The following is a 21,168-nucleotide window of genomic DNA, read 5'->3' as shown; positions in this document are numbered from 1 at the left end:
CCNCGGCGGCGGCGACCACGGCCGCGCTCACCGCCTCCCAGCCGCCCTCGTCCGCACTGCCACTCGGGCCCCTCCCGCCGCTGTCCTCCGCCGTGGCGAACTCGCCCTTCGCCCCGCTGAACTCGCCGTCCGTCATGGCGAATCCCTTGCCGTCATCGGCGACCCGCAGCCCGACCTCCCCCTCACCGAACCGGAGCACCATGGCCACCGTGCGGGCCTCGGCGTGCTTGCGTACATTCGCGCCGGCCTCCTGCGCGGCACGCAGCAGGACGACACCGGCCGCCATCGGCAGCGGCCGCTCCACCCCCTCGACAGCGAACCGCACCAGCAGCCCGGACTGTGCGGTCAGCCCGTCCGCCTGCCGCCGCAGCGCCTGGGCCAAGGAGCTCTCCTGCAAGGACGCGGGCGTGCGGTCGGCGACGAAGGCACGGGCCTCCACCAGGCTCTCCTTTGCCACCCGCCCGACCAGCGCGAGGTGTTCACGGGCCCTGACGGGGGCGCTCTCCACCTCCGCATCGACGGCCTGCACCAGGCTGATGATGCTGATCAGGCTCTGCGCGAGGGTGTCGTGGATCTCCCGCGCGAGCCGCTCGCGTTCGGCGGAGATCCCGGCCTGGTGCGACAGCCGGGCCACCTGCTCGCGGTTCTGCCGCAGTTCGTGGATCAGTGCGGCGTGCTCCTCGTTCTGCCGTACCACCCTTTTGATCCACAGCCCGAGGAGCACGGACAGCGCGATCCCCAGCAGCGACACCAGCAGCACGAACCGCACCAGCGGGCCCGCGGCGCCGCCGCCCTGCAGCAACAGCACCGTCACGGGGACGAGGTTGCCGAGCACGGCGCTCACCACGGCCGCCCGCGCCGCCAGGCTCATCATCAGCATCGGGACCAGCGCGAACAGCGCGAACGCACTCATCAGATCGACCGCGGCCGCCACCCCGAAGAGCACGAAGAGCCCGGCGGCGAAGACGGTGTTGCGCCGGTCGCTCGTACGGTGCCGCATCAACGGCCGCCCGACCCCCGCGTACCAGGGCACGGCCAGCGTCAGCGCGCCGATCGCGACGACACGGTGGCCCTGGGGGACCGCGGAGGTGAACACCAGCCCCGTGGTGAGCAGGTAGCAGATCACGAAGTAGCTGTCCCACAGCCCGAACCAGCGCATCCGCGCCTCCGCCGCGCGCCGGGCGTCAAGCCTCACCGTGTGCCCCCCCCCGCATTCGATCGGCCCCGCACCGGGGCACGGGCGTCACCGCGCCTCGCGCGACCGGCCACAGTCCTATCACCCTCCCCGTCACCTTCTCCCGCCGTCCTCCGCCGCACTGTCCACCGACCGGTGGACACCCGAATCCACCGGTCGGTCGTCCCGCGGCAACGGTCCGCCGCCATAGCGTCGTTGACGGCGAAACGCGAAGGCCGAATGCGGCATGCCGAAGGGCGAATGCCGCATGGTGAATGCTGGTGCTGGATATCGCGGCCGCCGCCGAAATGACACGTATCGCAGAATTGCGGAAGGGCCCCGAATTCCATGAACCACCTGAGTCAGTTCGTCACTGCACTCATCGCCGGCGGCACGATCCTCGCCATCATCCTGGCGACCGACCTCGGCCGACGCCGGGTCACCAATATGCGCATGGTGCGCTCCGTGCTCGCGGTCGCCGTCATCATCGTGATCTTCGTGCACTCCTTCCCGACCTCGGGGAACGCGCCCTCGTTGCAGCTCATCGGCGTCGGAGTGGGCGTGATCTGCGGCCTGGTGGCGGGCGCCCTGCTCCCCGCCCACCGCGGCGCCGACGGCCTCATCTACACCACCGGCGGGGTGGGTTACGCCCTCGTCTGGATCGTCCTTTCCGGCGCCCGCGTGCTCTTCGCCTACGGTGCCGAGCACTGGTTCACCGAGGGGCTGATCCGCTTCAGCATCGAAAATGAGCTCAGCGGCCCGGACGTCTACGCAAATGCCTTTGTTTTCATGTCCCTTGCCATGGTCCTGACCCGGACCGCGGTCCTGGTGACGAAGCGCCGCCGCATCCGCAATTCCCCCGTCGCCCCGGCGGGAACGGAGCAGCCTGCCGCGGCCTGACCGCCGCGGGCCGACACGGCTGTCACACACCGGGCGGCACGGCCGTCCTACACCGGGCGGCAGAGCCGTCACACACCGGGCGGGACGGTCCGGGCCGATCGGGGGACGGCCCGGACCTTCCCGTCCCACCCCGTCCCAGCTCACATATTCACGACATACCGCCCCGAATCGTCCTCGCCCGCATCCGTCTGCCGGCCCGAGACCTGCGGAATGAACGCAGCCCGCCGGCCGCCCGTACAGCTATCGACGGCGCCGATCTCCCGAGTCCGGTCCGCCGTGCCACTACCGGGCCTCGCACGGAAGGACCTTCGGGTGTCGCACACCACGAGCTCTCGCCCACTGCCTCAGGAGGAGCGGAACACCGCGACCGCGGACCTGCCACCGGACGGCCTCCCGGAGCCCGCCACGGACGCGACGGACGTCACGGATACGACCCCGGACGCCGCGGACGCGGCACCGGACACCGTGGAAGCGGCACCGGACACCGGGGAGGCGACAGCGCACGCCGTGGAAGCGGCACCGGAGCAGCACACCGCGGCGAGCGAGGAACCCGCCCCCGCCCCCGCCCCCGGCTGGCGCGATCGGCACCCGGTCGCCGCGCGTGCGCTGGCATGGACGACCACCGTCCTGGCCGGCGTGCTGGTGCTCGTCACCCTCCTCCTGCCGAACGATCCCGCCCGCCTCACACCCACCGAGTTCCTCCGCATCCCGGTGGAGGGGATAGCCGGCGCCGCCCTGCTGCTCGTCCTGCCGCGGACGGTACGGCGGGTGGCAGCGGTCCTCGCCGGGCTGGGCCTCGCAGTGCTGGCCGTCCTGGACGTCCTCGACATCGGCTTCGTCGAGGTGCTGGGCCGGGGGTTCAACGTGGTGTTCGACTGGGTCCTGCTCGGCGACGGTGCGTCCTTCCTCCAGGACTCGATCGGCCCGGCGGGCGCGCTCGGCGTCGAGATTGCGGCCGTGGTCCTCGTGCTCGCGCTGCTCGTCCTCACGGCGCTGGCCGTCGTCCGGCTCAGCAACCTCATGGCCCGCCACCGCGCCGCGGCCGCCGGCACCACCCTCGTCCTCGGGACCGCGTGGGTCCTCTCCGCGGCGCTCGGCCTGCAGATCGCCGGCGCGCCGCTCGCCTCCCGGAGCACCTCCGACCTCGTCCAGGCCCGGATGGACGGGGTGAGCGCGACGCTGAAGGACGAGCGGAAGTTCGCCAGGGAAGCCGCCACCGACCCGTACCACAGCACCCCGGGCAGCCAACTGCTGACCGGACTGCGCGGCAAGGACGTCATCTTCACCTTCATCGAGAGCTACGGCCGCAGCGCGGTCCAGGACCCGCTGATGGCGCCGGGGGTCGACAAGGTGCTCGCGAAGGGGACCAAGCGGCTGCGCGCGGCCGGTTACTCGGCCCGCAGCGGCTGGCTCACCTCGGCGACCTACGGCGGCAGCAGCTGGCTGGGTCACTCCACCTTCCTGTCCGGCCTGTGGATCGACAACCAGCAGCGCTACCGCACCGTCACCGCGGGCGATCACCTCTCCCTCACCAAGGCCTTCCAGCGCACCGGCGCCTGGCGGACCGTCGGTATCATGCCCGGCGTCACCAAGGGCTGGCCGGAAGCGAAGTTCTACGGCCTCGACCACGTCTACGACTCACGGGAGCTTGGCTACAAGGGCCCCAAGTTCAGCTGGTCGACCATGCCCGACCAGTACAGCCTCTCGGCCTTCCAGCGCCTGGAGCACGGCCGGCCGCACGACAAGCCGCTGATGTCCGAGATCATCCTGACCTCCAGCCACAACCCCTGGGCGCCCCTCCCCAAGACGCTGCCCTGGAACAAGGTCGGCGACGGCTCCGTCTACCGCTCCATCGAGAAGGCCGGCAAGAAGCCCGTGGACGTGTGGCAGCAGACCGACCGGGTGCGCACCGAGTACGGCAAGTCCATCCAGTACTCCCTCAACAGCCTCATCTCGTACGTCGAGAAGTACGGCAACAAGAACACCGTGCTCGTCTTCCTCGGCGACCACCAGCCCGTCGCGAAGGTCTCCGGCGACCACGCCAGCCGGGACGTCCCGGTCGCGCTCGTCGCCCACGACCCCGACGTCCTCAAGCGGATCTCCGGCTGGCACTGGACACCCGGCCTCAACCCCGGCCACCAGGGCCCGGTCTGGCGGATGGACGCCTTCCGCGACCGCTTCCTCAAGGCTTACGGCCCGCACCCCGACTCCACCACGCCCGCTGCCGCCGCCCGGTAGCCGCCGACACCCCCGCCCTCCCCTCAGACGCCCTCGGGCACCCGGGGCTCACCACGGAACACCTGCGCGCTGTGCCAGGTGATGTGGGCGGGGGAGACCCGTGCGCTGCCCTGCTGCGGCCCTATGAGGGCACGTCCGGTGAGGCCGAGTACGTGGTCCCGTGCCGCCCGGCTCTGGCCGACGAACTCCTGGGAGACCGTGATCCGCCGGCCGGAATCCAGGCCCAGCACCCCTCTGTCGAACAGCTTGTGGTGCAGCGAGCACAAGCACAGACAGTTGGCGAGGTCGTCCGGCCCGCGGAAGGCCCACCACCGGACGTGGGCGGCCTCCAGCCCGACCGGCACCCGGCCGAGGGAACCGTCGAAGCCGCAGAAGGCGCACCGGTATTCGTAGGCGATGAGCACCTGCCTGCGCAGTTCGGCCGCCCGCCGGCGCCCGGGGACCGGCCCGGCGGCGAGCCGCGTTCCGTCCGCCGGCTCCAGGTCGAGTCCGACGGCAGCGGCGATGTCCGGGTGGAGCGACGGCGGGAAGTGCCGGTCCAGCAGCAGGTGCGCGAGTTGCCCGAGCAGCGCCGGGTCGGCCGAGAGCGCCCCGCGCAGTCCCGCGGCCAACTGCCCCTGTGCCCCGCTCTCCCGCAGCACCCGCACCCCCGTCCCCGGACTGCCGGCACCGCCATCGGTACGCACCTCCCACACGCCGTCACTGACGAGATGGTGGAACGGATAGGAGGGCGACGTCCGGTGCGTGGGCCCGTAATCCTGCAGCAGCTCGCTCAGATCGTGCTCGATCTCGGAGTAGCGCATCGGCCGCTGCGGCTGCCGCTGAAACCGCCCCAACGCATAGAGCATGAGCAGCGGTTTGTGCGGCGCCCGCGCTCCGTTCTGCGCCCACTGCCGCAGATTCCCCACCCGCTCGATCCAGTCCATGACAGGTGACTCTAGAAGCCCTCGCTGTCCTGTCTGTCCTGGCTGGTCGCTTTCCCGGCTGTCCGGGCCCCGCCGCGGCAGCAGTCGCGCCGCGCGGGGCCATCTGCTGGGCCCGCTCGTCCGTCCGCCGGCAATTCCGCCCCGTCAGGAAGCAGAAGGCCTACCACTTTCCTGCCGACGAGCCTTCTCGACCACCTCACGCACCGCATCGATGACGAGCTGCGGCTGATTGTTCTGGATGTTGTGGTCACTCCTCGTCTTGGTGACGTGCCGCGCACCGGGAAACCTCCGCGCCAGATCTCCTTGCGAGGCGAGTTGCGCCCGCCAGAAGACCTGCGGGTAGTCCGCCGGGGCGCCGGCCGGCAGCCGAGCGCGGAATGCACGGGGGTCGAATTCATCCCCGGTCAGCACGACCACCGGCACCTTCGGCACCGGTGGAGCGGCCCGCACCTGCCGGAACACGGTCACCGGATCCTGTCTTTCCACATCTTTCCACCGGGCGATGCGCTTCTTGTCGTCCTTGCGCTCCAGCGCCAGAAAGGTGGCGAACTGCCCCGGCGTGAGCCGCGATTGCAGGAATTCCGTCTCGGCGTCCACGAGAACGAGGCCGGACACGTCATGTGGGTACTCGCCGGCATAGATCCTGACGATCGGCCCCCCGGCCGACCATCCCACCAGTACATAGGGGCCGGGCACCTTGGCCGTGCTCAACAGTGTATGCAGGTCGGCGACGTCACCACGTGGCGTCGTGGGCTGCGGGACCGACGTCGAGGGAGTGAACCTCCCGCCCTCCCGTGCCGTTCCCGGACGATCGTAGGAACAGACCCTGGTGAATCGCCCCACCCCGGGATATACGGCAGAGCTGCTGGCCTTCATCGCGCCGGCGGAGCCGCGCACATATCTCCAGGTGTCAGCGGCGGCGACAAGCCCCGGCACAAGAACGACCGTCGGAGACCCGTTGCCGTGGCACTCCAGATACATCGTGCGCCCTTGACCGATATCGACCATCCGCGCAAAGGACGTAGCGGCAGGAGTGCTTGCGTCCGCCGTGAGGGAAGACTGCGTGGCGGAGGTACTGCAAGCCGTCCCGAGCAGCGCAGCCGCGACCAGGATCCCGGCCGGCCCGAGAATTCCTCCGCGCACACCACTACCGCCCCGGCAACCGCCCCGGCGGACAATGCCAGATCGACTCATCTCACTCCATCGTGACTGTTCGTACCGGAGAATTCGGCCCGGTCAATCGGCCCGTCTATCGGCCCGGTCAATCGGCCCCGTCTATCGGCCAGGTCCATCGAGGTGCACACGGACGCGCGCCCAAGCCATCCGCCCAAGCCACCCGCCAGAGCCACCCGCCCATGATCTCCCCAGGGAGGCGAATATCAGGTCAGCCCCGTACGGAGAGTCGCCGGCCGAGCGCGGAGAGCGGCCATTCCTGGGCCAACCGTCATTCCGGCGTGCCCCCGCGCCGTCCCCCTGCGGTTGCCGCGCCCCTGCACACCCCGTTTCCTGGAATCGAGGGCTCATCGAGCGGAGGAGCGCCAATGATCACCCAAGGGCAGGTCGACCGGATCCTCCGGCTGGGGGGCAATGGACTTCCGCTGGTCTCCCTCTACGTTCCGGTGGAACCGGGCCCGCCCGGCCGCCGCGAGTTCACCACGCGCGTGGCGAGCCTGCTGGATCGCATCCGGCCGCTCGCGGAGGACCGCGAACGGGAGCACGAGGTGCGGCTCTCGCTCCGCGACGACATCGCGAAGATCGAGAATTCCCTCGGCGCGGAGCCCGTCGAACCGGGCACCGTCGCGGTCTTCTCCTGCAGCGGCAACGACGTCTACGAAGAGGTGTTTCTGCCGCGAAACGGCCACGAACGCATCGTGGTGGACGCCGACCCCTATGTCCGTCCACTGCTCGGCGTGCTCGACGAGTACTACCGCACCTGCGCGGTCCTCGTGGACAAGGGCACCGCCCAGGTCTGGGAGTACTACCTCGACCAGGCCCGCGAGCTGGAGGCGATCCGCGACCGTACGCTGCGCAAGCCCAACTTCGCGGCGGGCTGGGCCGAGTACGGGGTCCGCAACAAGGCCGACGAGCTGAGCAAGAAGCACTACCGGCGGGTGGTCGGTGAGCTCAAGCAGCTGTTCGGGAGCGGCGGCTACGACGTGCTCGTCGTGGGTGGCCATCCCCATGAGGTGCCGGTCTTCCTCGATTTCCTCCCCCTCGACCTGCGGAACCGGCTCGTCGGCAGCTTCACCGTGGACCGCGAGACCGCGACGTCCGCGGACATCAAGCAGAAGGTGCAGGAGCTCGTCGCCGCCCATGCACACGAGGAGCAGCGGCGGCTCGCCGACGAGATCCTGCAGGCCAAGGGGGCCGGGCGGCTCGGCGCCGTCGGGCTCGACGAGACGCTGTGGGCCGGGTCGCTGGCTGCGATCCGCACGCTGGCCGTGGACGACGAGTCCGTCGCCCCGGGGGCCGTCTGCGACCAGGACAGGATGCTGGCGCGTTCGGCGGGAGCCTGTCCGTTCTGCGGGGAGCCGCTGCGGGAGGTTCCCGACGTCATCGACGAACTGACCGAGGCCGTCATCGACGACGGCGGCGAGGTCCGCCACCTCGACGTGGAAACGGAACTCCGCCCCCCACGGACCGGCGCCCTGCTGCGCTTCGCACTCCCTCCGCAGCCCACCACTACGACGTAGTTCTCACCACACCACCGATGACCGTCGTCACGACCCTGTGGACGGCTGCGGCCTCCGGCGCCGCCCCTTCCCGGTCGGCGAAGAGCAGATGCCCGGCCCCGATCAGCGTGGGAGCGAGCGTGCCGACGTCGGCATCCGCCGCGATGCGGCCCAGCTCCCGCTCGGCGGTGAGGTAGGCGGCGACCATGGCCGTGGCTTCCGTCAGGACCGGGACGCCGGTCGGCGTGGTGCGGCGCAGCCGGGCGCGCAGGTCGTCCCGGAAGGTGACGAGGCCGATGATCCGTACGGCGACCGACTCGAACAGGGTCGTCAGCGCGGCGGTGAGGTTGTCGGCGACGGTGCCGGTCCCCGCGGAGTCGCGCAGGGCGGCGGCCTGCGCGTCGATCCGGGCGAGGCGGTCCCGCACGAGCTCGGCGAGGAAGTCGTCGAAATCGGCGAAGTGCCGGTGCAGAAGGCCCTTGGCGCACCCTGCCTCCGTGGTGACCGCCCGGCTGGTCAGCGCGTTCGGCCCGTCCCGGAGCAGGACGCGCTCGGCGGCGCCGAACAACTGCTCACGCGCGTCCCGCATGGCCACCCCTGTCGGCACCGTGCCACCGCCTTCCCTGGTCCCGGCCCCACCCGTTGACGAGTGGGCATGTGCCCACTCATAGTGGGCGCATGCCCACTTTACCGTGCTCCGGGAATGAGCCTCATCAACACCGGCTGATGGCCGAGTCGTTCGGCTCGGACGCCGAACTCTACGACCGGGCCCGCCCCCGCTACCCCGACGCCATGGTGGCGGCGATCGTCGCCGGCAGCCCCGGCCCCGACGTCCTCGACGTCGGCTGCGGCACCGGCATCGCCGCCCGGCAGTTCCAGGCAGCCGGCTGCCGGGTGCTCGGGGTCGACGTCGACGCGCGGATGGCCGAGCTGGCCCGGCGCGGCGGACTCGACGCAGAGGTGGCGGCGTTCGAAGCCTGGGACCCGGCCGGCCGGGACTTCGACGCGGTCGTCGCCGGGCAGACCTGGCACTGGCTGGATCCGGTCGCCGGCGCGGCCAAGGCGGCGCAGGCACTGCGTCCCGGCGGCCGGCTGGCAGCGTTCTGGAACGTGGGCCAGCCCCCACCCGACGTGGCGGAAGCCACCGCCACGGCCTGCCAACGCGTCATGCCCGACGCGCCGTTCAACTCCCCGGCGACGAAACAAGCCCTGGCCGGTTACCAAGCGTTCTTCACCAAGGCCGCCGACGGGATCCGACGGTCCGGCGGATTCGGCGCCCCGCAACAGTGGCGATTCGACTGGGAGTGCTCCTACACCCGAGCCGCCTGGCTGGACCAACTGCCCACCCAGGGCGCCTTCACCCGCCTCCCACCGGACAAACTGGCGGAGGTACTGGAGGAGGTCGGCTCCGCCATCGACGCGAGGGGCGGCAGCTTCACCATGGCCTACGCGACGGTGGTGGTCACCGCGACACGTACGGATACCGAAAGGACAGGCGCTGCCGGACCGGGGTGATCACTCGCCCCTTGCTCGGGCCTCACCCCTCGCTCGGGTACGAGCCGCGGTCAGGCCTGGGCGGTGGGCCGGACGACGATCTCGTTCACATCGACGGCGTCGGGCTGTTCGACGGCGAACGCGATGGCGCGGGCGATCGCGTCGGGCGGTATGGCGATGTCGTCCCGCATCTTCGTGATTGCCGCTCTGACCCGGCCGTTGGTGGACGCCTCGGCGAAGTCGGTGGCGGTCGCGCCGGGCGAGACGGTGGTCACCCGCACCGAGTCGCCGGCCTCCTGGCGCAGCCCTTCGCAGAGTGCCCGGACCGCGAACTTGCTGCCGGCGTAGACCGCCATGGCGGGGACGACGCGAAAGGCAGCCGTCGAGGCGGTGGTGACGAAGTGCCCGGTGCCCTGCGCGCGGAAGACCGGCAGCGCGGCGGCGATGCCGTGCAGCACACCCTTCACATTGACATCGATCATGTGGTCCCACTCCTCGACCCGCAGATCGTCGAGCGGCGAAATCGTTCCGACCCCGGCGTTGTTGACCAGCACATCGAGCCGGCCGAAGCGCTCGCCGGCCAGCGCGACCAGGGCGTGCAGGTCGTCCGGCCGGGTCACGTCGGTACGGATCTGTACGGCCGCGCCACCCGCCTTCTCGATCCGGGCCACCAGCTCCGCCAGACGCGCGGACCGGCGCGCGCCGAGGACGAGTCGCGCGCCGCGCTCGGCGAGCAGCAGCGCGGTCGCCTCACCGATGCCGCTGCTGGCTCCCGTGATCGCCACCACCTTGCCCGCAATTCCGGACATGAGGACTCCCTTTCCCTTGCCAGTGCCAGGTGACTTGACGCGTTGAGGCCGGCGTGCCGTCGGCGGGGGCCAAGGCCCGTGCTCGCGGCCGCGTACTCGCACCCGCACCCGTATTCGTACTCGTACGCATACGAGTCTCCAGCCGCCTTAGCCTGGTATCCAGAATGCAGTTATTCTGGAACTGGGGGTTCTCCTCATGCCGTTGCCGCCGGACCGACGCCGTCAGCTGGGTGCGTTCCTGCGCAGCCGCAGGGAGCGCCTCACCCCGGACGAGGTCGGCCTGCCGCGGACCGCGCGCCGTCGGACTCCGGGGCTGCGCCGGGAGGAATTGGCATTCCTGGCCGGGATCAGCGCCACGTGGTACACGTACCTGGAGCAGGGGCGGGAGATCCGCGCCTCCGAACAGGTCCTGACCGCCCTCGCCGAGGCACTGCGCCTCGACCGGCACGAGCGCGCCCACCTTCTCCAGCTCGCCGGTCACGTGGCCGCAGCGGAATCCGAGGCCCACGAGCCGCTCAAGAACGAGGTAGCAGCCATACCACTGCTGCTCCAGCCGAACCCGGCCTACATCATCGGCGGCAACTACGACGTACTCGGCCACAACCGGGCGGCCGACGCCCTGTTCCCGCGGCTCCTCGGCAACGAGGCGGAGCGGCCGGCCAACTTCGTCCGCTGGATGTTTCTCGAACCGGTGGCCCGGGACGTCGTGGTCGACTGGGAACCCGAGGCCCGCGGCCTGCTCGCCCGACTCCGGACGCAGGCCGGACGCCACCCCGCCGACCCGCGCTACACCCGGCTGATCGACGAGTTGACCGAGGGCAGCCCGGAAGCGCGGTCCTGGTGGCGCCAGTACGAGGTGCAGGCCCGGCACAGCGGACACAAACGCCTACGGCACCCGGCCCGCGGGCCGGTCGAGTACGCCTACACCGCATTCCACCTGGCCGAACAGCCGGATCAGACACTGGTGGTCTACGTCGACAGCAGCGCCCCGACCACCGCCGCCCCGGCCGCGCCCGACAGCTGACGCCGAAGACCGCGACCGGCACCAGCGACCGTCACCGGCACCAGCGACTGCCATCGGCCAGGCTCGCCCCCGGGCGGCCCGTCCCCAGCCGGCTCACCCGGCGGGCAGTTCGGCCTCGATGAGGTCGGCCGCCCGCCGGGTGCCGCCTTCGGTGGCCATGTCCCGCTGAATGGACACCAATCGGCGCCTCACTTCCGGGTCGTCGACGAGCGCGAGCACTGCCGCGCGGAGGGTGGCGGCGTCCGCCTGGTCCATCGGAACGTGGCGGGCCACGCTGAGCCCCTGGAGCATGTCCGCGTTGCCGAACTGGTCGACGGCCTGCGGGACGGCCACCATGGGCGTGGCGGTGGCCAGGCCCTCCTGGCTGCCACCGGCACCGGCATGCGTGATGAAGGCGTCAGCCTTCCGCAGGATCGCCAACTGCGGTACCCAGTGGTGAACTTCCACGTTCCCGGGAACCTCCCCGAACTCCTCGGCGGTGACGTGCTTGCCCACCTGGAGCACGACGTGCCAGCCCGGCAGGTCGCCGAACGCCTTGACGCACTCGCGGTAGAAACCCGGCTGCTTGGTGAAGGACGAGCCGAGTGAGACCAGCAGCACGCGCTCGGCGTCCGCGGGCCGCTCCCAGTCGCCCTGCGTGGCGCGCTCGCCCTGGCAGGCGCCGACGAAGGAATGCACCGTCTCGTCGACCCGGTCGGCGTTCGGCTGGAGGGCCTTCGGGATGAGCACGATCGAGCGGTCGGGGCGGCCTACGAACGGGTCGGGATGCTGACTGATCCCGTTCTCGGCAAGCCAGTTGGTGAACTTCGCGTAGTACGCCTTACCGCGCTCGCTCGCTCTGGCCTCCCCCCACATCGAATCGGCGACCTCCTCCTCGTACCCCTCCCATGCGACGAGGTTCGGCGACAGGGAGACCGCGGGCACGCCCCAGCGGCGAGCGAGGACGCGCGCCGGGTACGCGGTGATGTCGTGCAGCACGAGGTCCGGCTCGTCCCCTTGATACGCCGCGATGAGCTGCGGCAGTACCTGGATCGCGTCGTCCAGGAACGGCTCGACGTTGTCGAGGAGCGTGGTCCCCCACGCCGACGGGTCGTCATCGGGCGAGGGCAGTGTGCTGCGGTACCGGACCGGCTCGGCGCCGGTCTCGGCAACCTTTTCCTCGAAGATGCGCGGGATGGCGTACGTGACGCGGTGCCCACGGGCGACGAGCTCGCGGATCACTTCAAGACTCGGGTTCACGTGCCCGTGTGCGGCGATGGAGAACATCGCGATATGGGCGGATTTTCCGGACGCCGAGCTGGACACCGAGCTGGACACCGAGCTGGAGACTGAGTTCGTCATGACCACGAACGTATGCGAGACGATACGTCTCGTGCAACGTATTTCCGGACGGGCAACCGCGGGTCCAGTCCACCGACCGGTCACTCATGCCCTGCAATCCCGTCGCAGCGCCCACCGCGCTTGTCGAGCGCCGGTGGCCTCCTCAGTGGCTGAGCAGGAAACTGATGAATTCGTCGAACACGGTCTTGTTGCCGCTGGAGATGTAGCTCTTGCCCCTCAGCAGGATGGGGATGTGTTTCGGCTCGACATCCGCCAAGAGCACCGGGATGATCCTGGTGGATGACTCACCGCTGAGCTCGCGACTGAGGACGCCTCCGTACTCCGCGGTGACCCATTCGCTTTGGGAGGACTCGCTGATACAGGCGAGGAGATAGCGGCTGTCGCCCAGCCCCTCGTTTATCTTGCCGGGAACACTGTCACCGGGCTTTATCTGCTCGCTGTCCAGCCAGTACGTGAGCCCCCTCTCGGCCAGTGCCTTGGCGAGGCCCTTCACCTCTTCCTTGGTGTCCGACGTGTGGCAGAGGAAGACGTCCCACTTGGACTTCTCCCCGGCCGGCCGGGAGGCCGCCGAGGCGATCGGCATCCGGGTCTGCTCGATGGACCAGGACTTGGCGAGCACACCCGCGCCGTAGAACTTGACCAGCCCCGCGTACCCCGGGAAGGGCACGTGGGGGCAGACCGCCGTCAGCTCGTACGTACGGTCTCCAGCCTTGATCTCCCCGCGCATCCGCCCGGCGAAGAATTCCAGGGTGAAGTGGTTGTAGCCGCGCGTCAGCTGGACCGGTTCCTGAAGTTGGGCGAGGGGAATGAACAGGCCCTCCCGGAACACCCCGAACCTGGCGACGGTGGTCTCGTCGTCCGCTTCCTGCGGCGCTGTGTAGAAGGCTACGAACGTCCAGGCCACGTCGGCGCGGCAGACCAACCCGGCACCCGTTGCTCGGCGTTCGGTCAGGCGAATGTCGGCAGAGACGGAGCCGTTGAGCATCGGGCGGGCAGCCAGGTCGACGGCGTACGAAGCCGCGTACGGGCCCATTCCGCCACCGTGGCCGGTGAGCATCCGGTCGCCGATCGGCGTCCATTCCGAGCTATTGGAGACGTGCCAGTTGCTCACTGAGAGCCTCGCGCTTCTGCTCCAGGTCGGCCCGCCGGTCCGGGAAGCGTCGGATGAGGGCGTCGGTGGCGCCCAAGGCTTGGACCAGCAGGGCGACTTCGACGTCCTCGTCGGACCGGCTCACGTAGTTCCAGCGGACGCGGCCGCGCTGCGCCTCGTGGTGCATGCTCTTGCTCAAGGGCAGCAGCAGGGCTTGTACCTCGGGCTCGCTCCCGTACTGCTGCGTCAGTTCGGTGAGGAGCAGAGCCGTCTCACTCATGCTGAGGTGCTTGCCGATATTGGCCCACTCGACGTCCGCGCGGTACGTGCCGATGTCGGCCCGCTGGCGCATCAATTCCGCTTCGGCCCGCCGCATACGCGCCACCTCGGCCTCAAGCATCTCCGTCATGCCGCTGAGATCTGGATCCCCGGACTCCAGGCCCTTGAGTATCTTCTCCTCGGTCTGCGAGGAGCGGTACTGCTCCACCACGCTGCTGACCAGTGCGTGCACCGGAGTGGTGACGACCTCCGCCTGCGGGGCCAGCGCTACCTCCGTCGTGGCGGAGGTCACCGTGCGCGTGCCGTCGTACAGTGTGGCCCCCAGGGTGAACTGGGAGCCGATGAGCTGCGCGGGGTCGATCTGCAGGCGTACGGCGAAGTTGAAGAGGTCGTCGCCTTTCAACGGGCGCAGCCCGTAGCGGCGGGAGACCTTCCGCAGGGAGTTCAGCTCCTCGCTCACGCTGACACCGGGGGGCAGGCTCAACTCGACCTTGGAGCGGTCGAGGACCACGCTCAGGGCGTTGCGGAACTCTTCCTCCAGGATGCTGTCGATACCCGACTCGGCGATGTACCAGAACCGCCCACCCGAGGCGGTGGCGATCGCTTCCAGGAGGTCTTCCTGGAAGTCGCTGTCCCTGCCGACCCCGATCGTCGAGGTGGTGATGCCCTCGTCCCGGGCTCGTGTCGCCACCGCCTCAAGGGCCAATTTCTTGGTCTCTCCCTCGTTGGCCAATCCGTCCGAGAGGAGAATCAGCCGGCCGTAGTGGTCGTCGGTCATGTGGCTCTGCAGTTCCAGCAGCCCCTGGTACCAGCCCAGCGAGAGATTGGTGAGCGATCCGGGTCGGATCGAGTCGAGCCTGCCCGCGACCTGGTCTCTGGGCGTCTGTGGATTGACCACCACCTGCGCGTCGGAGTCGAATACGACCACCGTGAACAAATCGTCTTTCTTGATCCGTTCGAAGATGTCCAGGCAACTGCGTTTGGCTGTCTCGAGTTTTCCCTGGGCCGCCATGCTGCCGCTGCGGTCGATGACCAGGCAGAGGTTCATGGCCCCACCCGAATTGGCCGTGCTCTTGCCGGTGCGGCACCTGACCTCGATCGCTACGTCGAACTCGGTGACCTCGTCGTTCCGGGCCGCAGGCCTCTCGGGCAGAACGAGGATTTCAATGGCCTGATCGTCCATGTTGATTTCCCCCATGAGCAACAGAGAAGCACACGGACGGGGCCTTGAGGAGGCGGTAAGCGACGATTTGATGGCGGAGAGGGGCGCGCGCCTCCCCCGCGCGCCCCTTTGTCGGGAGGATGAGGCCAGTGATGCGCCCGAGGCCAACGGTGTACCGCGACAGGACGTCTTTCCGCCGGTCCCCCAGGAGTTGGTACGGAGCCGCTGAGAGCTGTTCTGCTCGCGCTGCCACTCAGCCCAGGCCTGTGGTCGTCGGCGCCGGGAATGGCGCATAGCGACGCCAGAGATCGCGAGGGCGAGGGCGATGGCGATGGCGCAATTTGATCGGGACGATGGATACGTCGCACGCTGAGCGTTCATTGTGTTTGGCTCTCGGGAATCCCGGTCATTCCCGTGCCGTCGAACTCTCCGATCTTGCGGATGTGGCCGGGCAACCAGCCCGAGCCGGAGCCCATGCGCCAGGCCGTTGCCGTTCTCTGGAGAAGGTGCTCTGTCGATCCGCACAGCATGAGATCAACGGCGGTGGCTCTAGATCAACGGTGGTGGCTCTAGATCAACGGTGGTGGCTCTGCCCATACGGTCGCCTGGCAGGACCACCCGGCCCAGTTCGTCTCGAACGGCTCGCCTGGCCCCCGGGGGCTTGTCGAGGTACGGCGGCCGGTAGGACCGCTCGTAGAGCTCAGCCTTTTCAGTGCGGCAAATGCCGTTCCGGCGGACAATAGTGCTGCAATCAGGGATCCCCTTGCGATCTTGTTCGCGAGGGAGGAATCGACCTCGCCGGGGTGATGGAAATGCTCGACCTTTCCTCCGCGCTGTCCGATATCCCGCCCCTACGGGGCCAGGCAGCTTGGCCCGATCACGAATACGTCAAGGGCTGGGGTGTCTTCGGACTGCCCTTTGATTCCGGTCATGTCCTCGCCCTGCGCGTCTTTCCGGAGAACTCCTTCGGCCCCTACCGCACGTTGTGGCATCGCGACCCGAACGGCAGCTGGTCGATTCACGTCGACGGGCCACGACTGCACACCGCATGCCCCAGGTACTACGGCGCGGCCTGCGACCACACCGGATACGGCCGGATCGGGCTCACGTGGACGGGCCCTGCCACCTTGCGGGTGACGATGGATTCCCCCTCCCTGGACTGGACCCTCACCGCCTCCGCGACGCGACTCCTCGGTTTGCTCAACGGCATCGGTGGGGCGCTGCCGCTCGCCACCTGGCGCCCCCGGCTCCTGGTGCGGGCTCGCGAGCGCCTGGCCCGTGCGCTGGGGATGGGAGACCTCCAGCTGTCCGGCACGATGCCGAGCGGTCACACCGGAACGCTCATGCCACAGCGGATGTATTTCGTCGACGACTCGCATGCCCTGTTCGACGGCGTCGACCTCGGCCGCCCGACCCAGCTGACGGAGAACCCGCGCATCGGGGACGTTCCCCTGCCGGCCCGCGGAGTTCTGGCCATCGGCCAGGCGGCATGGAGGATTCGCGACCCGGCGGAATACGAACGCACCCGTATCGAAACGGCCCGGGATCTCGCCCTACCGGGAGAGGGCGGTCCGTAACGCTGGCGAGGACCGCTTGGGCGATGGGCGGCCGGGGCGGCGGCCCGACGGCCGTCGTTCCCGCCACAGCGCCGTTGAGCGATGACGGAGTTGTCCCAGTGCGGTCAGCCACCGGCCTTCGCCACGCCGACCGGGCAGGACACCCCCGTCCCGCCGCCCCCGCAGGAGCCGTTGGGCTTCTCGTCCCGTGCTCTCCAGGTCTCGAACGCAGAAACGCCGTGCCCGACCCGGCCGACGCGGTCTGCCGGTCGGGACGTCTAGCGCAAGATCCGGGAAGTTACTACGATGCGCACGATCCGGCCACGGCCGGGTCGGTCCGACGATCTTCCCCGGGAGACGGGAGCACACTCCGCGGCAAGAGCTCCGTCCTCGTCTAGGAGGGAATGGTGTCGCAGTCCCGCAGGCTCTCGATCTGCCTCACTGGCTGGTTTCCATCGGTCACCGATTACACTGCGTGGCCCATCCTGTCGAGTGCGGTCGGCTCCTCGGAGGGAAGTAGTCCACGCCGCGGCAGGGAGATCCAGTGAAAGACGTCGGGTCGGTGCGTACTGCCGTATTCCGGGAGGATGAGTCCGATCCCGGCGCCTTCCAGGCCAATGCGAGCATCGTGCAGGCAGGTTTCTTCTGCTGGGAGATCTCCACTGGCGAGGTGAGCTGCGATCCGGTCACTCTCGCACTGCATGGCATGCCCGAGAGCGGCCCGTCGGACATCGCGAGCTTCCTGGCCGCAGTGCACGAGTCCGATCTGGCCGATGTGCGCGAAGCGTTGGGGTTGATAGCTGAATCCTGCGGCAACTACCAGATCGAATACCGCGTCACCTCCGACGGTGGCCGGCACCGGTCCCTGGAAGCCCGGGGCCGCGTCCTGCCCGGCGCCGACGGTCTGCCGGCCCGCATGGTGGGAGTGGTAGTGGACACCACGGCCGTTCGTGAGCGCCACGAAGCGGAGAGGGTGCGGCTGTACGAGCGCGCCACCCGTGACCGCTGGATGCAGGAGCTGACCGCAGCTCTGGCCGCCGCGGTGACGGTCAAGGACATCATGGCCGCCGCACAGGCAGGACTGCGTACCTTCGGAGCGGGCGCGCTGGCAGTGATCGCCCCGGAGGGGGACCGGTTGGCCGTCGTCGCCTCATGCGCCGACGACGAGCAGGGTGAGGGGGCCATACGAGTCCTCGACGCCACGGTCCGCACACTCGTGGAGGAGTCGCTCGCCCGCAGGGCGCCCGTCCTCATCGGCTCCGCGGACGCGCTGATCACCGGTTACCCGCACCTGGCACCGCTCGAACAGTCGGCCCGACAGGCGTGGGCGGCACTGCCGCTCACGGACTCGCGCGGTCGGGTCAGTTCCTGCCTCGTCAGTTTCCCCGAGCCGCAGGAATTTCTGCCGGAGGAGCGGGCCCTCCTGGTCGCCGCCATGGGGCTGCTCGCCCAGTCGCTGGAGCGAGCCGGCATGTACGAGTCGGAACACGCGCTCGCGACCGAGCTCCAGCGCGGCATGCTGCCGCGCGGGCCGCTCATGGTGCCGGGTGTGACCATCGCCGCCCGCTACCAGCCCGCCACCTCCGGCATGTGGATCGGTGGGGACTGGTACGACGCCATCAGCCTGCCCGACGGCGGCGTGGCTCTGGTCATCGGAGATGTGCAGGGACACAGCGTGCACGCCGCGTCTCTCATGGGGCGGCTGCGCACCGCCGTGCACGCCTACGCGAACGAAGGACACCCGCCTGCGGCCGTCCTGGAACGCACCAACCGCCTGCTGGCCGAGCTGAACACCGACCCGGACAGGGCCCTGTTCGCCACGTGCTGCTACATCGCGCTCACGCCTTCCGACGGGAGGCTCCAGGTGTGCCGGGCGGGCCATCCGGCCCCAGCGCTGATCACCCCCCGCAGGCCGCCGCGCCTCCTGGAGGTCCCCGGCGGCCTCCCTCTGGGGATCGACCGGGAGCAGCGCTACCCGACCACCCGCCTGCGCATCGCTCCGGGCAGCGTGCTGGCGCTGACCACCGACGGCCTGCTCGAGGCCGTGAACAAGGACATCGACCAGGGCTTCGAGAGGTTTCTCAACGGTCTGCGAGGGGCTCCCACGGCGGACCTGGAGACCGTTGTCGATGGCCTCCTCGCCGGTACGCAGAAGGCTCACGGCCTGTGCGACGACGTCGCTCTGCTCCTGGCTCGTCTGAACGGACCCGGCCGCCGCAGCTGACCCGGGCCTGACCCGGAATTGCCTCAACTTGCTTGAATCGCAGGGCACTTGCACCCACGACCCACCGAACTCCCCGTCCGTGGTTTTGCCCGGCGCAAGGCAAAGCGCACCAAAGGAACTTGACCCCTGTCGAGCGTCATTGACCGGCAGGGTAATTTACATCGGTGGTTGGGACTGCCTGGTCATGCTCCATACGGGCCTTGGCATGCCGCATCGGCAATGTCGCTGAATGCCGCGAATGGCAGAGAAATACCGAGAGCGAGCTGACGTATGGAAAATTTCCGAATACCGGACCTTTACATACCCGTACCGGCAGCGCTCAATCCGGAACTCCAGGAGGTCACGGCGGCTGCTGAGGCGTGGTTGGACGAGTTCGGTCTGGTGCCCACCGAAGAGGCGCGCCGGCATGTGCAGCGCACCCGTGTGGACCGGCTGACCGCGTGGCTGTGCCCCCACGCCTCACAGGAGGCGCTGACGCTGATCACCCAATGGAACGCGTGGCTGTTCCAGTTGGACGACCAGTTCGACGATGACCCGGTGCGCGGTTACCACCCCGAGCGGTGGCGGGACGCGTTCGGGCCGTTGTTCGCCGTATTCGACGGAAACGTCACGAGTGGGCGACTGGCTCGCTCCCTGGCCGATCTGTGGCGCCGTACCGCGGCTGTCCGTTCTTCCGTATGGCAGCGCAGATTTGTCCCGCACCTGTTGTGGTATTTCGATAGCTACCGAGCCGATATGATTCATCGGGAGGAAGGGCGTGTACCCGGCCTACAGCAATATCTCGCCCACCGTCGTGCCTCATTCGCATTCGATGCTGTCCTGGACCTGGTGGAAATCGGGGTCGGTGTGGACCTGCCCGACCAACTGCACGCGAATCCAGCCTTCGCGGACATGCGAGAGGCCGTGATCTATGCGAATGCCTGCATCAACGATCTCTACTCGCTACCCAAAGAACGCGCCCACGACTACGCGTTCAACGCCGTCACGGTGATCTGCCACCATCACCGGTGCAGCCTCCAGGAGGCGGTGGAGCGAGTGGCCGTGATGCAGGCCGGATACGTCCAGCGCATCCTCGACCTCGAACAGGTCCTGCCCGAGCGGTTGGCACGTTCCGGCCTGGCCGACGACGCCATCGTCGACGCGCTCCACTGTGTCAGGGAGTTCCACGCACTCACTGCCGGGAATGTCGCCTGGTCGAAGGAGACCGGGCGCTATGCGGAGATAGAGGCCAAGCCGACCTATCTGGCGGACTTGTTCATTCCGTAGGACCCATCGGCCGCCGGCCCCCGAGTCAGGGCACCGCCGTGGCGGCGGCTGGGAGCACGATCCCGAGCGGCTGCCCAGCGGCGGAGGTGGTCATGGCTGCTCCCAAGGGCGCGATTCTGGTCCCGTGCGTCAGCGTATCGGGCGCGAGTGCTCTCCCTCCGCTCGAACGAGTCAGGGAGAGACCATACGGCTACCAGCGCCCAGACCGGCTTGGCGGGCGTGGCGGAGACCGACCGGCGCCCGCAGCGTCGCCGTGGCTTCCGGCGACAGTTGCTCAGCCATCTGCCCCGGCCACACCGACCGGGCAGGACACCCCGGTCCCCCCGATCCCGCAGTACCCCGCCGGGTTCTTGTCGAGGTACTGCTGGTGGTACCCCTCCGCCGGGTAGAACGGGCGGGTGGTGTCGGCCGGGAGGATTTCGGTGGTGATGTCGCCGTGGCCGGAGGCGTGGAGGGCGGTGCGGTAGGCGTCGCGGGAGGCTTCGGCGGCCTGTTGTTGGGTGGGGGAGTGGGTGTAGATCGCGGAGCGGTACTGGGTGCCGACGTCGTTGCCCTGGCGGAAGCCCTGGGTGGGGTCGTGGGACTCCCAGAAGAGCTTCAGGAGGGACGTGTAGGGGATGACAGCCGGGTCGTAGACGACGCGGACGGCCTCGGTGTGGCCGGTGTGGCCGCTGCAGACCTCTTCGTAGGTGGGGTTCGGGGTGTGGCCGCCCTGGTAGCCGACGAGGGTCGTCCAGACGCCTTCGGTCTGCCAGAACTTCCGCTCGGCGCCCCAGAAGCACCCCAGGCCGAAGTCGGCGACCTCCAGGCCGTCCGGATACGGGCCCAGCAGCGGGTTGCCGAGGACGGTGTGCCGGTCGGGGACGGCGAAGGCCCGCTCGGGGCGGCCTTCGAGCGCCTCCTCCGGGGTGGGGATCTGGGTCTTGAAGCGGGAGAAGAGCATGGGATCAGGCTCCTGGGGAGGGGTGGGGCAGCGGCACTCCGCGTTGCACTGCGGGAACGCTGCGGGAGGG

17 protein-coding genes are annotated in these 21,168 nt (G+C 69.3%); 8 read left to right on the top strand and 9 right to left on the bottom strand.

The window, feature by feature from the left end; all coding sequences use genetic code 11:
* A partial coding sequence (locus EST92_RS22590; protein ID WP_254068961.1) for a histidine kinase occupies nt 1–1,195 on the bottom strand: 1,195 nt, incomplete at its 3' end.
* A gap of 327 nt (nt 1,196–1,522) precedes the next feature.
* Between EST92_RS22590 and EST92_RS22585 the strand changes: the two genes are divergently transcribed.
* Both EST92_RS22585 and EST92_RS22580 read left to right on the top strand, forming a co-directional pair.
* Nucleotides 1,523–2,074 (top strand): hypothetical protein, encoded by a 552-nt coding sequence (locus EST92_RS22585; RefSeq protein WP_129282667.1) that lies wholly within the window; start codon nt 1,523–1,525, stop codon nt 2,072–2,074.
* Nucleotides 2,075–2,386: 312 nt separating this feature from the next.
* Nucleotides 2,387–4,312 (top strand): sulfatase, encoded by a 1,926-nt coding sequence (locus tag EST92_RS22580; RefSeq protein WP_129282666.1) that lies wholly within the window; start codon nt 2,387–2,389, stop codon nt 4,310–4,312.
* Between the two features lie 23 nt (nt 4,313–4,335).
* Here EST92_RS22580 and EST92_RS22575 read toward each other — a convergent pair whose 3' ends face one another.
* Both EST92_RS22575 and EST92_RS22570 read right to left on the bottom strand, forming a co-directional pair.
* A complete protein-coding gene (locus EST92_RS22575) occupies nt 4,336–5,238 on the bottom strand; it encodes a phosphorothioated DNA-binding restriction endonuclease (protein ID WP_129282665.1) in 903 nt (300 codons plus the stop codon).
* Nucleotides 5,239–5,382: 144 nt separating this feature from the next.
* The gene (locus tag EST92_RS22570; protein ID WP_254068962.1) at nt 5,383–6,219 is read right to left on the bottom strand and encodes an alpha/beta hydrolase; all 837 of its coding nucleotides are present in this window, start codon (nt 6,217–6,219) and stop codon (nt 5,383–5,385) included.
* Between the two features lie 560 nt (nt 6,220–6,779).
* Between EST92_RS22570 and EST92_RS22565 the strand changes: the two genes are divergently transcribed.
* Nucleotides 6,780–7,931 (top strand): hypothetical protein, encoded by a 1,152-nt coding sequence (locus EST92_RS22565; RefSeq protein ID WP_129282663.1) that lies wholly within the window; start codon nt 6,780–6,782, stop codon nt 7,929–7,931.
* On the opposite strand, the gene EST92_RS22560 is transcribed toward EST92_RS22565, so the two are convergent.
* Entirely contained in the window at nt 7,921–8,517 is a 597-nt protein-coding gene (locus tag EST92_RS22560) for a TetR/AcrR family transcriptional regulator (protein WP_129282662.1), read from the bottom strand. The two genes, EST92_RS22565 and EST92_RS22560, sit on opposite strands and share 11 nt — an antisense overlap.
* Before the next feature lie 119 nt (nt 8,518–8,636).
* On the opposite strand from EST92_RS22560, the gene EST92_RS22555 reads away from it, so the two are divergent.
* Nucleotides 8,637–9,425, top strand: coding sequence for a class I SAM-dependent methyltransferase (locus EST92_RS22555; RefSeq protein WP_129282661.1), 789 nt, complete (start codon nt 8,637–8,639; stop codon nt 9,423–9,425).
* 50 nt (nt 9,426–9,475) lie between these two features.
* Here the strand turns inward: EST92_RS22555 and EST92_RS22550 are convergent, their stop codons facing one another.
* On the bottom strand, nt 9,476–10,213 hold the full coding sequence (locus tag EST92_RS22550; RefSeq protein ID WP_129282660.1) for an SDR family oxidoreductase: 738 nt from the start codon (nt 10,211–10,213) through the stop codon (nt 9,476–9,478).
* A 196-nt stretch (nt 10,214–10,409) separates the two neighbouring features.
* On the opposite strand from EST92_RS22550, the gene EST92_RS22545 reads away from it, so the two are divergent.
* A complete protein-coding gene (locus EST92_RS22545; protein ID WP_129282659.1) occupies nt 10,410–11,237 on the top strand; it encodes a helix-turn-helix transcriptional regulator in 828 nt (275 codons plus the stop codon).
* A gap of 93 nt (nt 11,238–11,330) precedes the next feature.
* Here EST92_RS22545 and mgt read toward each other — a convergent pair whose 3' ends face one another.
* The 3 genes from mgt to EST92_RS22530 form a co-directional block, all read right to left on the bottom strand.
* Nucleotides 11,331–12,503 carry a macrolide-inactivating glycosyltransferase gene (mgt, locus tag EST92_RS22540; protein WP_129282670.1) on the bottom strand — a complete coding sequence of 391 codons (1,173 nt, stop codon included), beginning with the start codon at nt 12,501–12,503 and terminating at the stop codon, nt 11,331–11,333.
* Between the two features lie 217 nt (nt 12,504–12,720).
* On the bottom strand, nt 12,721–13,689 hold the full coding sequence (locus EST92_RS22535; protein ID WP_129282658.1) for a toll/interleukin-1 receptor domain-containing protein: 969 nt from the start codon (nt 13,687–13,689) through the stop codon (nt 12,721–12,723).
* Nucleotides 13,664–15,145 (bottom strand): VWA domain-containing protein, encoded by a 1,482-nt coding sequence (locus EST92_RS22530; protein WP_216849120.1) that lies wholly within the window; start codon nt 15,143–15,145, stop codon nt 13,664–13,666. Before EST92_RS22530 ends, EST92_RS22535 begins: the two co-directional genes overlap by 26 nt.
* A gap of 776 nt (nt 15,146–15,921) precedes the next feature.
* On the opposite strand from EST92_RS22530, the gene EST92_RS22525 reads away from it, so the two are divergent.
* The 3 genes from EST92_RS22525 to EST92_RS22510 all read left to right on the top strand — a co-directional run bounded on the left by EST92_RS22525 (nt 15,922) and on the right by EST92_RS22510 (nt 20,155).
* Nucleotides 15,922–16,686: a hypothetical protein gene (locus EST92_RS22525; RefSeq protein WP_216849119.1), complete on the top strand. Its 765-nt coding sequence runs from the start codon at nt 15,922–15,924 to the stop codon at nt 16,684–16,686.
* 541 nt (nt 16,687–17,227) lie between these two features.
* The gene (locus EST92_RS22515) at nt 17,228–18,889 is read left to right on the top strand and encodes a SpoIIE family protein phosphatase (protein WP_129282657.1); all 1,662 of its coding nucleotides are present in this window, start codon (nt 17,228–17,230) and stop codon (nt 18,887–18,889) included.
* Nucleotides 18,890–19,159: 270 nt separating this feature from the next.
* Nucleotides 19,160–20,155 carry a hypothetical protein gene (locus EST92_RS22510; protein ID WP_129282656.1) on the top strand — a complete coding sequence of 332 codons (996 nt, stop codon included), beginning with the start codon at nt 19,160–19,162 and terminating at the stop codon, nt 20,153–20,155.
* 274 nt (nt 20,156–20,429) lie between these two features.
* Here EST92_RS22510 and msrA read toward each other — a convergent pair whose 3' ends face one another.
* Nucleotides 20,430–21,098, bottom strand: a complete 669-nt coding sequence (msrA, locus tag EST92_RS22505; RefSeq protein WP_129282655.1) for a peptide-methionine (S)-S-oxide reductase MsrA — start codon at nt 21,096–21,098, stop codon at nt 20,430–20,432.
* Nucleotides 21,099–21,168 lie beyond the last annotated feature (70 nt).

Origin of the sequence: Streptomyces sp. TM32, from assembly GCF_004122755.1 — a bacterium.
Lineage (GTDB): Bacteria > Actinomycetota > Actinomycetes > Streptomycetales > Streptomycetaceae > Streptomyces > Streptomyces sioyaensis.
This window is presented reverse-complemented; position numbering and strand designations above follow the sequence as displayed.

What these genes read in the sequence shown, in the direction of transcription:
- EST92_RS22585 (WP_129282667.1), top strand. Translation starts at nt 1,523, where the DNA reads ATGAACCACCTGAGTCAGTTCGTCACTGCACTCATCGCCGGCGGCACG.
- EST92_RS22575 (WP_129282665.1), bottom strand. Translation starts at nt 5,238, where the DNA reads ATGGACTGGATCGAGCGGGTGGGGAATCTGCGGCAGTGGGCGCAGAAC.
- EST92_RS22570 (WP_254068962.1), bottom strand. Translation starts at nt 6,219, where the DNA reads ATGTATCTGGAGTGCCACGGCAACGGGTCTCCGACGGTCGTTCTTGTG.
- EST92_RS22565 (WP_129282663.1), top strand. Translation starts at nt 6,780, where the DNA reads ATGATCACCCAAGGGCAGGTCGACCGGATCCTCCGGCTGGGGGGCAAT.
- EST92_RS22555 (WP_129282661.1), top strand. Translation starts at nt 8,637, where the DNA reads ATGGCCGAGTCGTTCGGCTCGGACGCCGAACTCTACGACCGGGCCCGC.
- EST92_RS22550 (WP_129282660.1), bottom strand. Translation starts at nt 10,213, where the DNA reads ATGTCCGGAATTGCGGGCAAGGTGGTGGCGATCACGGGAGCCAGCAGC.
- EST92_RS22545 (WP_129282659.1), top strand. Translation starts at nt 10,410, where the DNA reads ATGCCGTTGCCGCCGGACCGACGCCGTCAGCTGGGTGCGTTCCTGCGC.
- mgt (WP_129282670.1), bottom strand. Translation starts at nt 12,503, where the DNA reads ATGTTCTCCATCGCCGCACACGGGCACGTGAACCCGAGTCTTGAAGTG.
- EST92_RS22530 (WP_216849120.1), bottom strand. Translation starts at nt 15,145, where the DNA reads ATGGGGGAAATCAACATGGACGATCAGGCCATTGAAATCCTCGTTCTG.
- EST92_RS22525 (WP_216849119.1), top strand. Translation starts at nt 15,922, where the DNA reads ATGCTCGACCTTTCCTCCGCGCTGTCCGATATCCCGCCCCTACGGGGC.
- EST92_RS22510 (WP_129282656.1), top strand. Translation starts at nt 19,160, where the DNA reads ATGGAAAATTTCCGAATACCGGACCTTTACATACCCGTACCGGCAGCG.
- msrA (WP_129282655.1), bottom strand. Translation starts at nt 21,098, where the DNA reads ATGCTCTTCTCCCGCTTCAAGACCCAGATCCCCACCCCGGAGGAGGCG.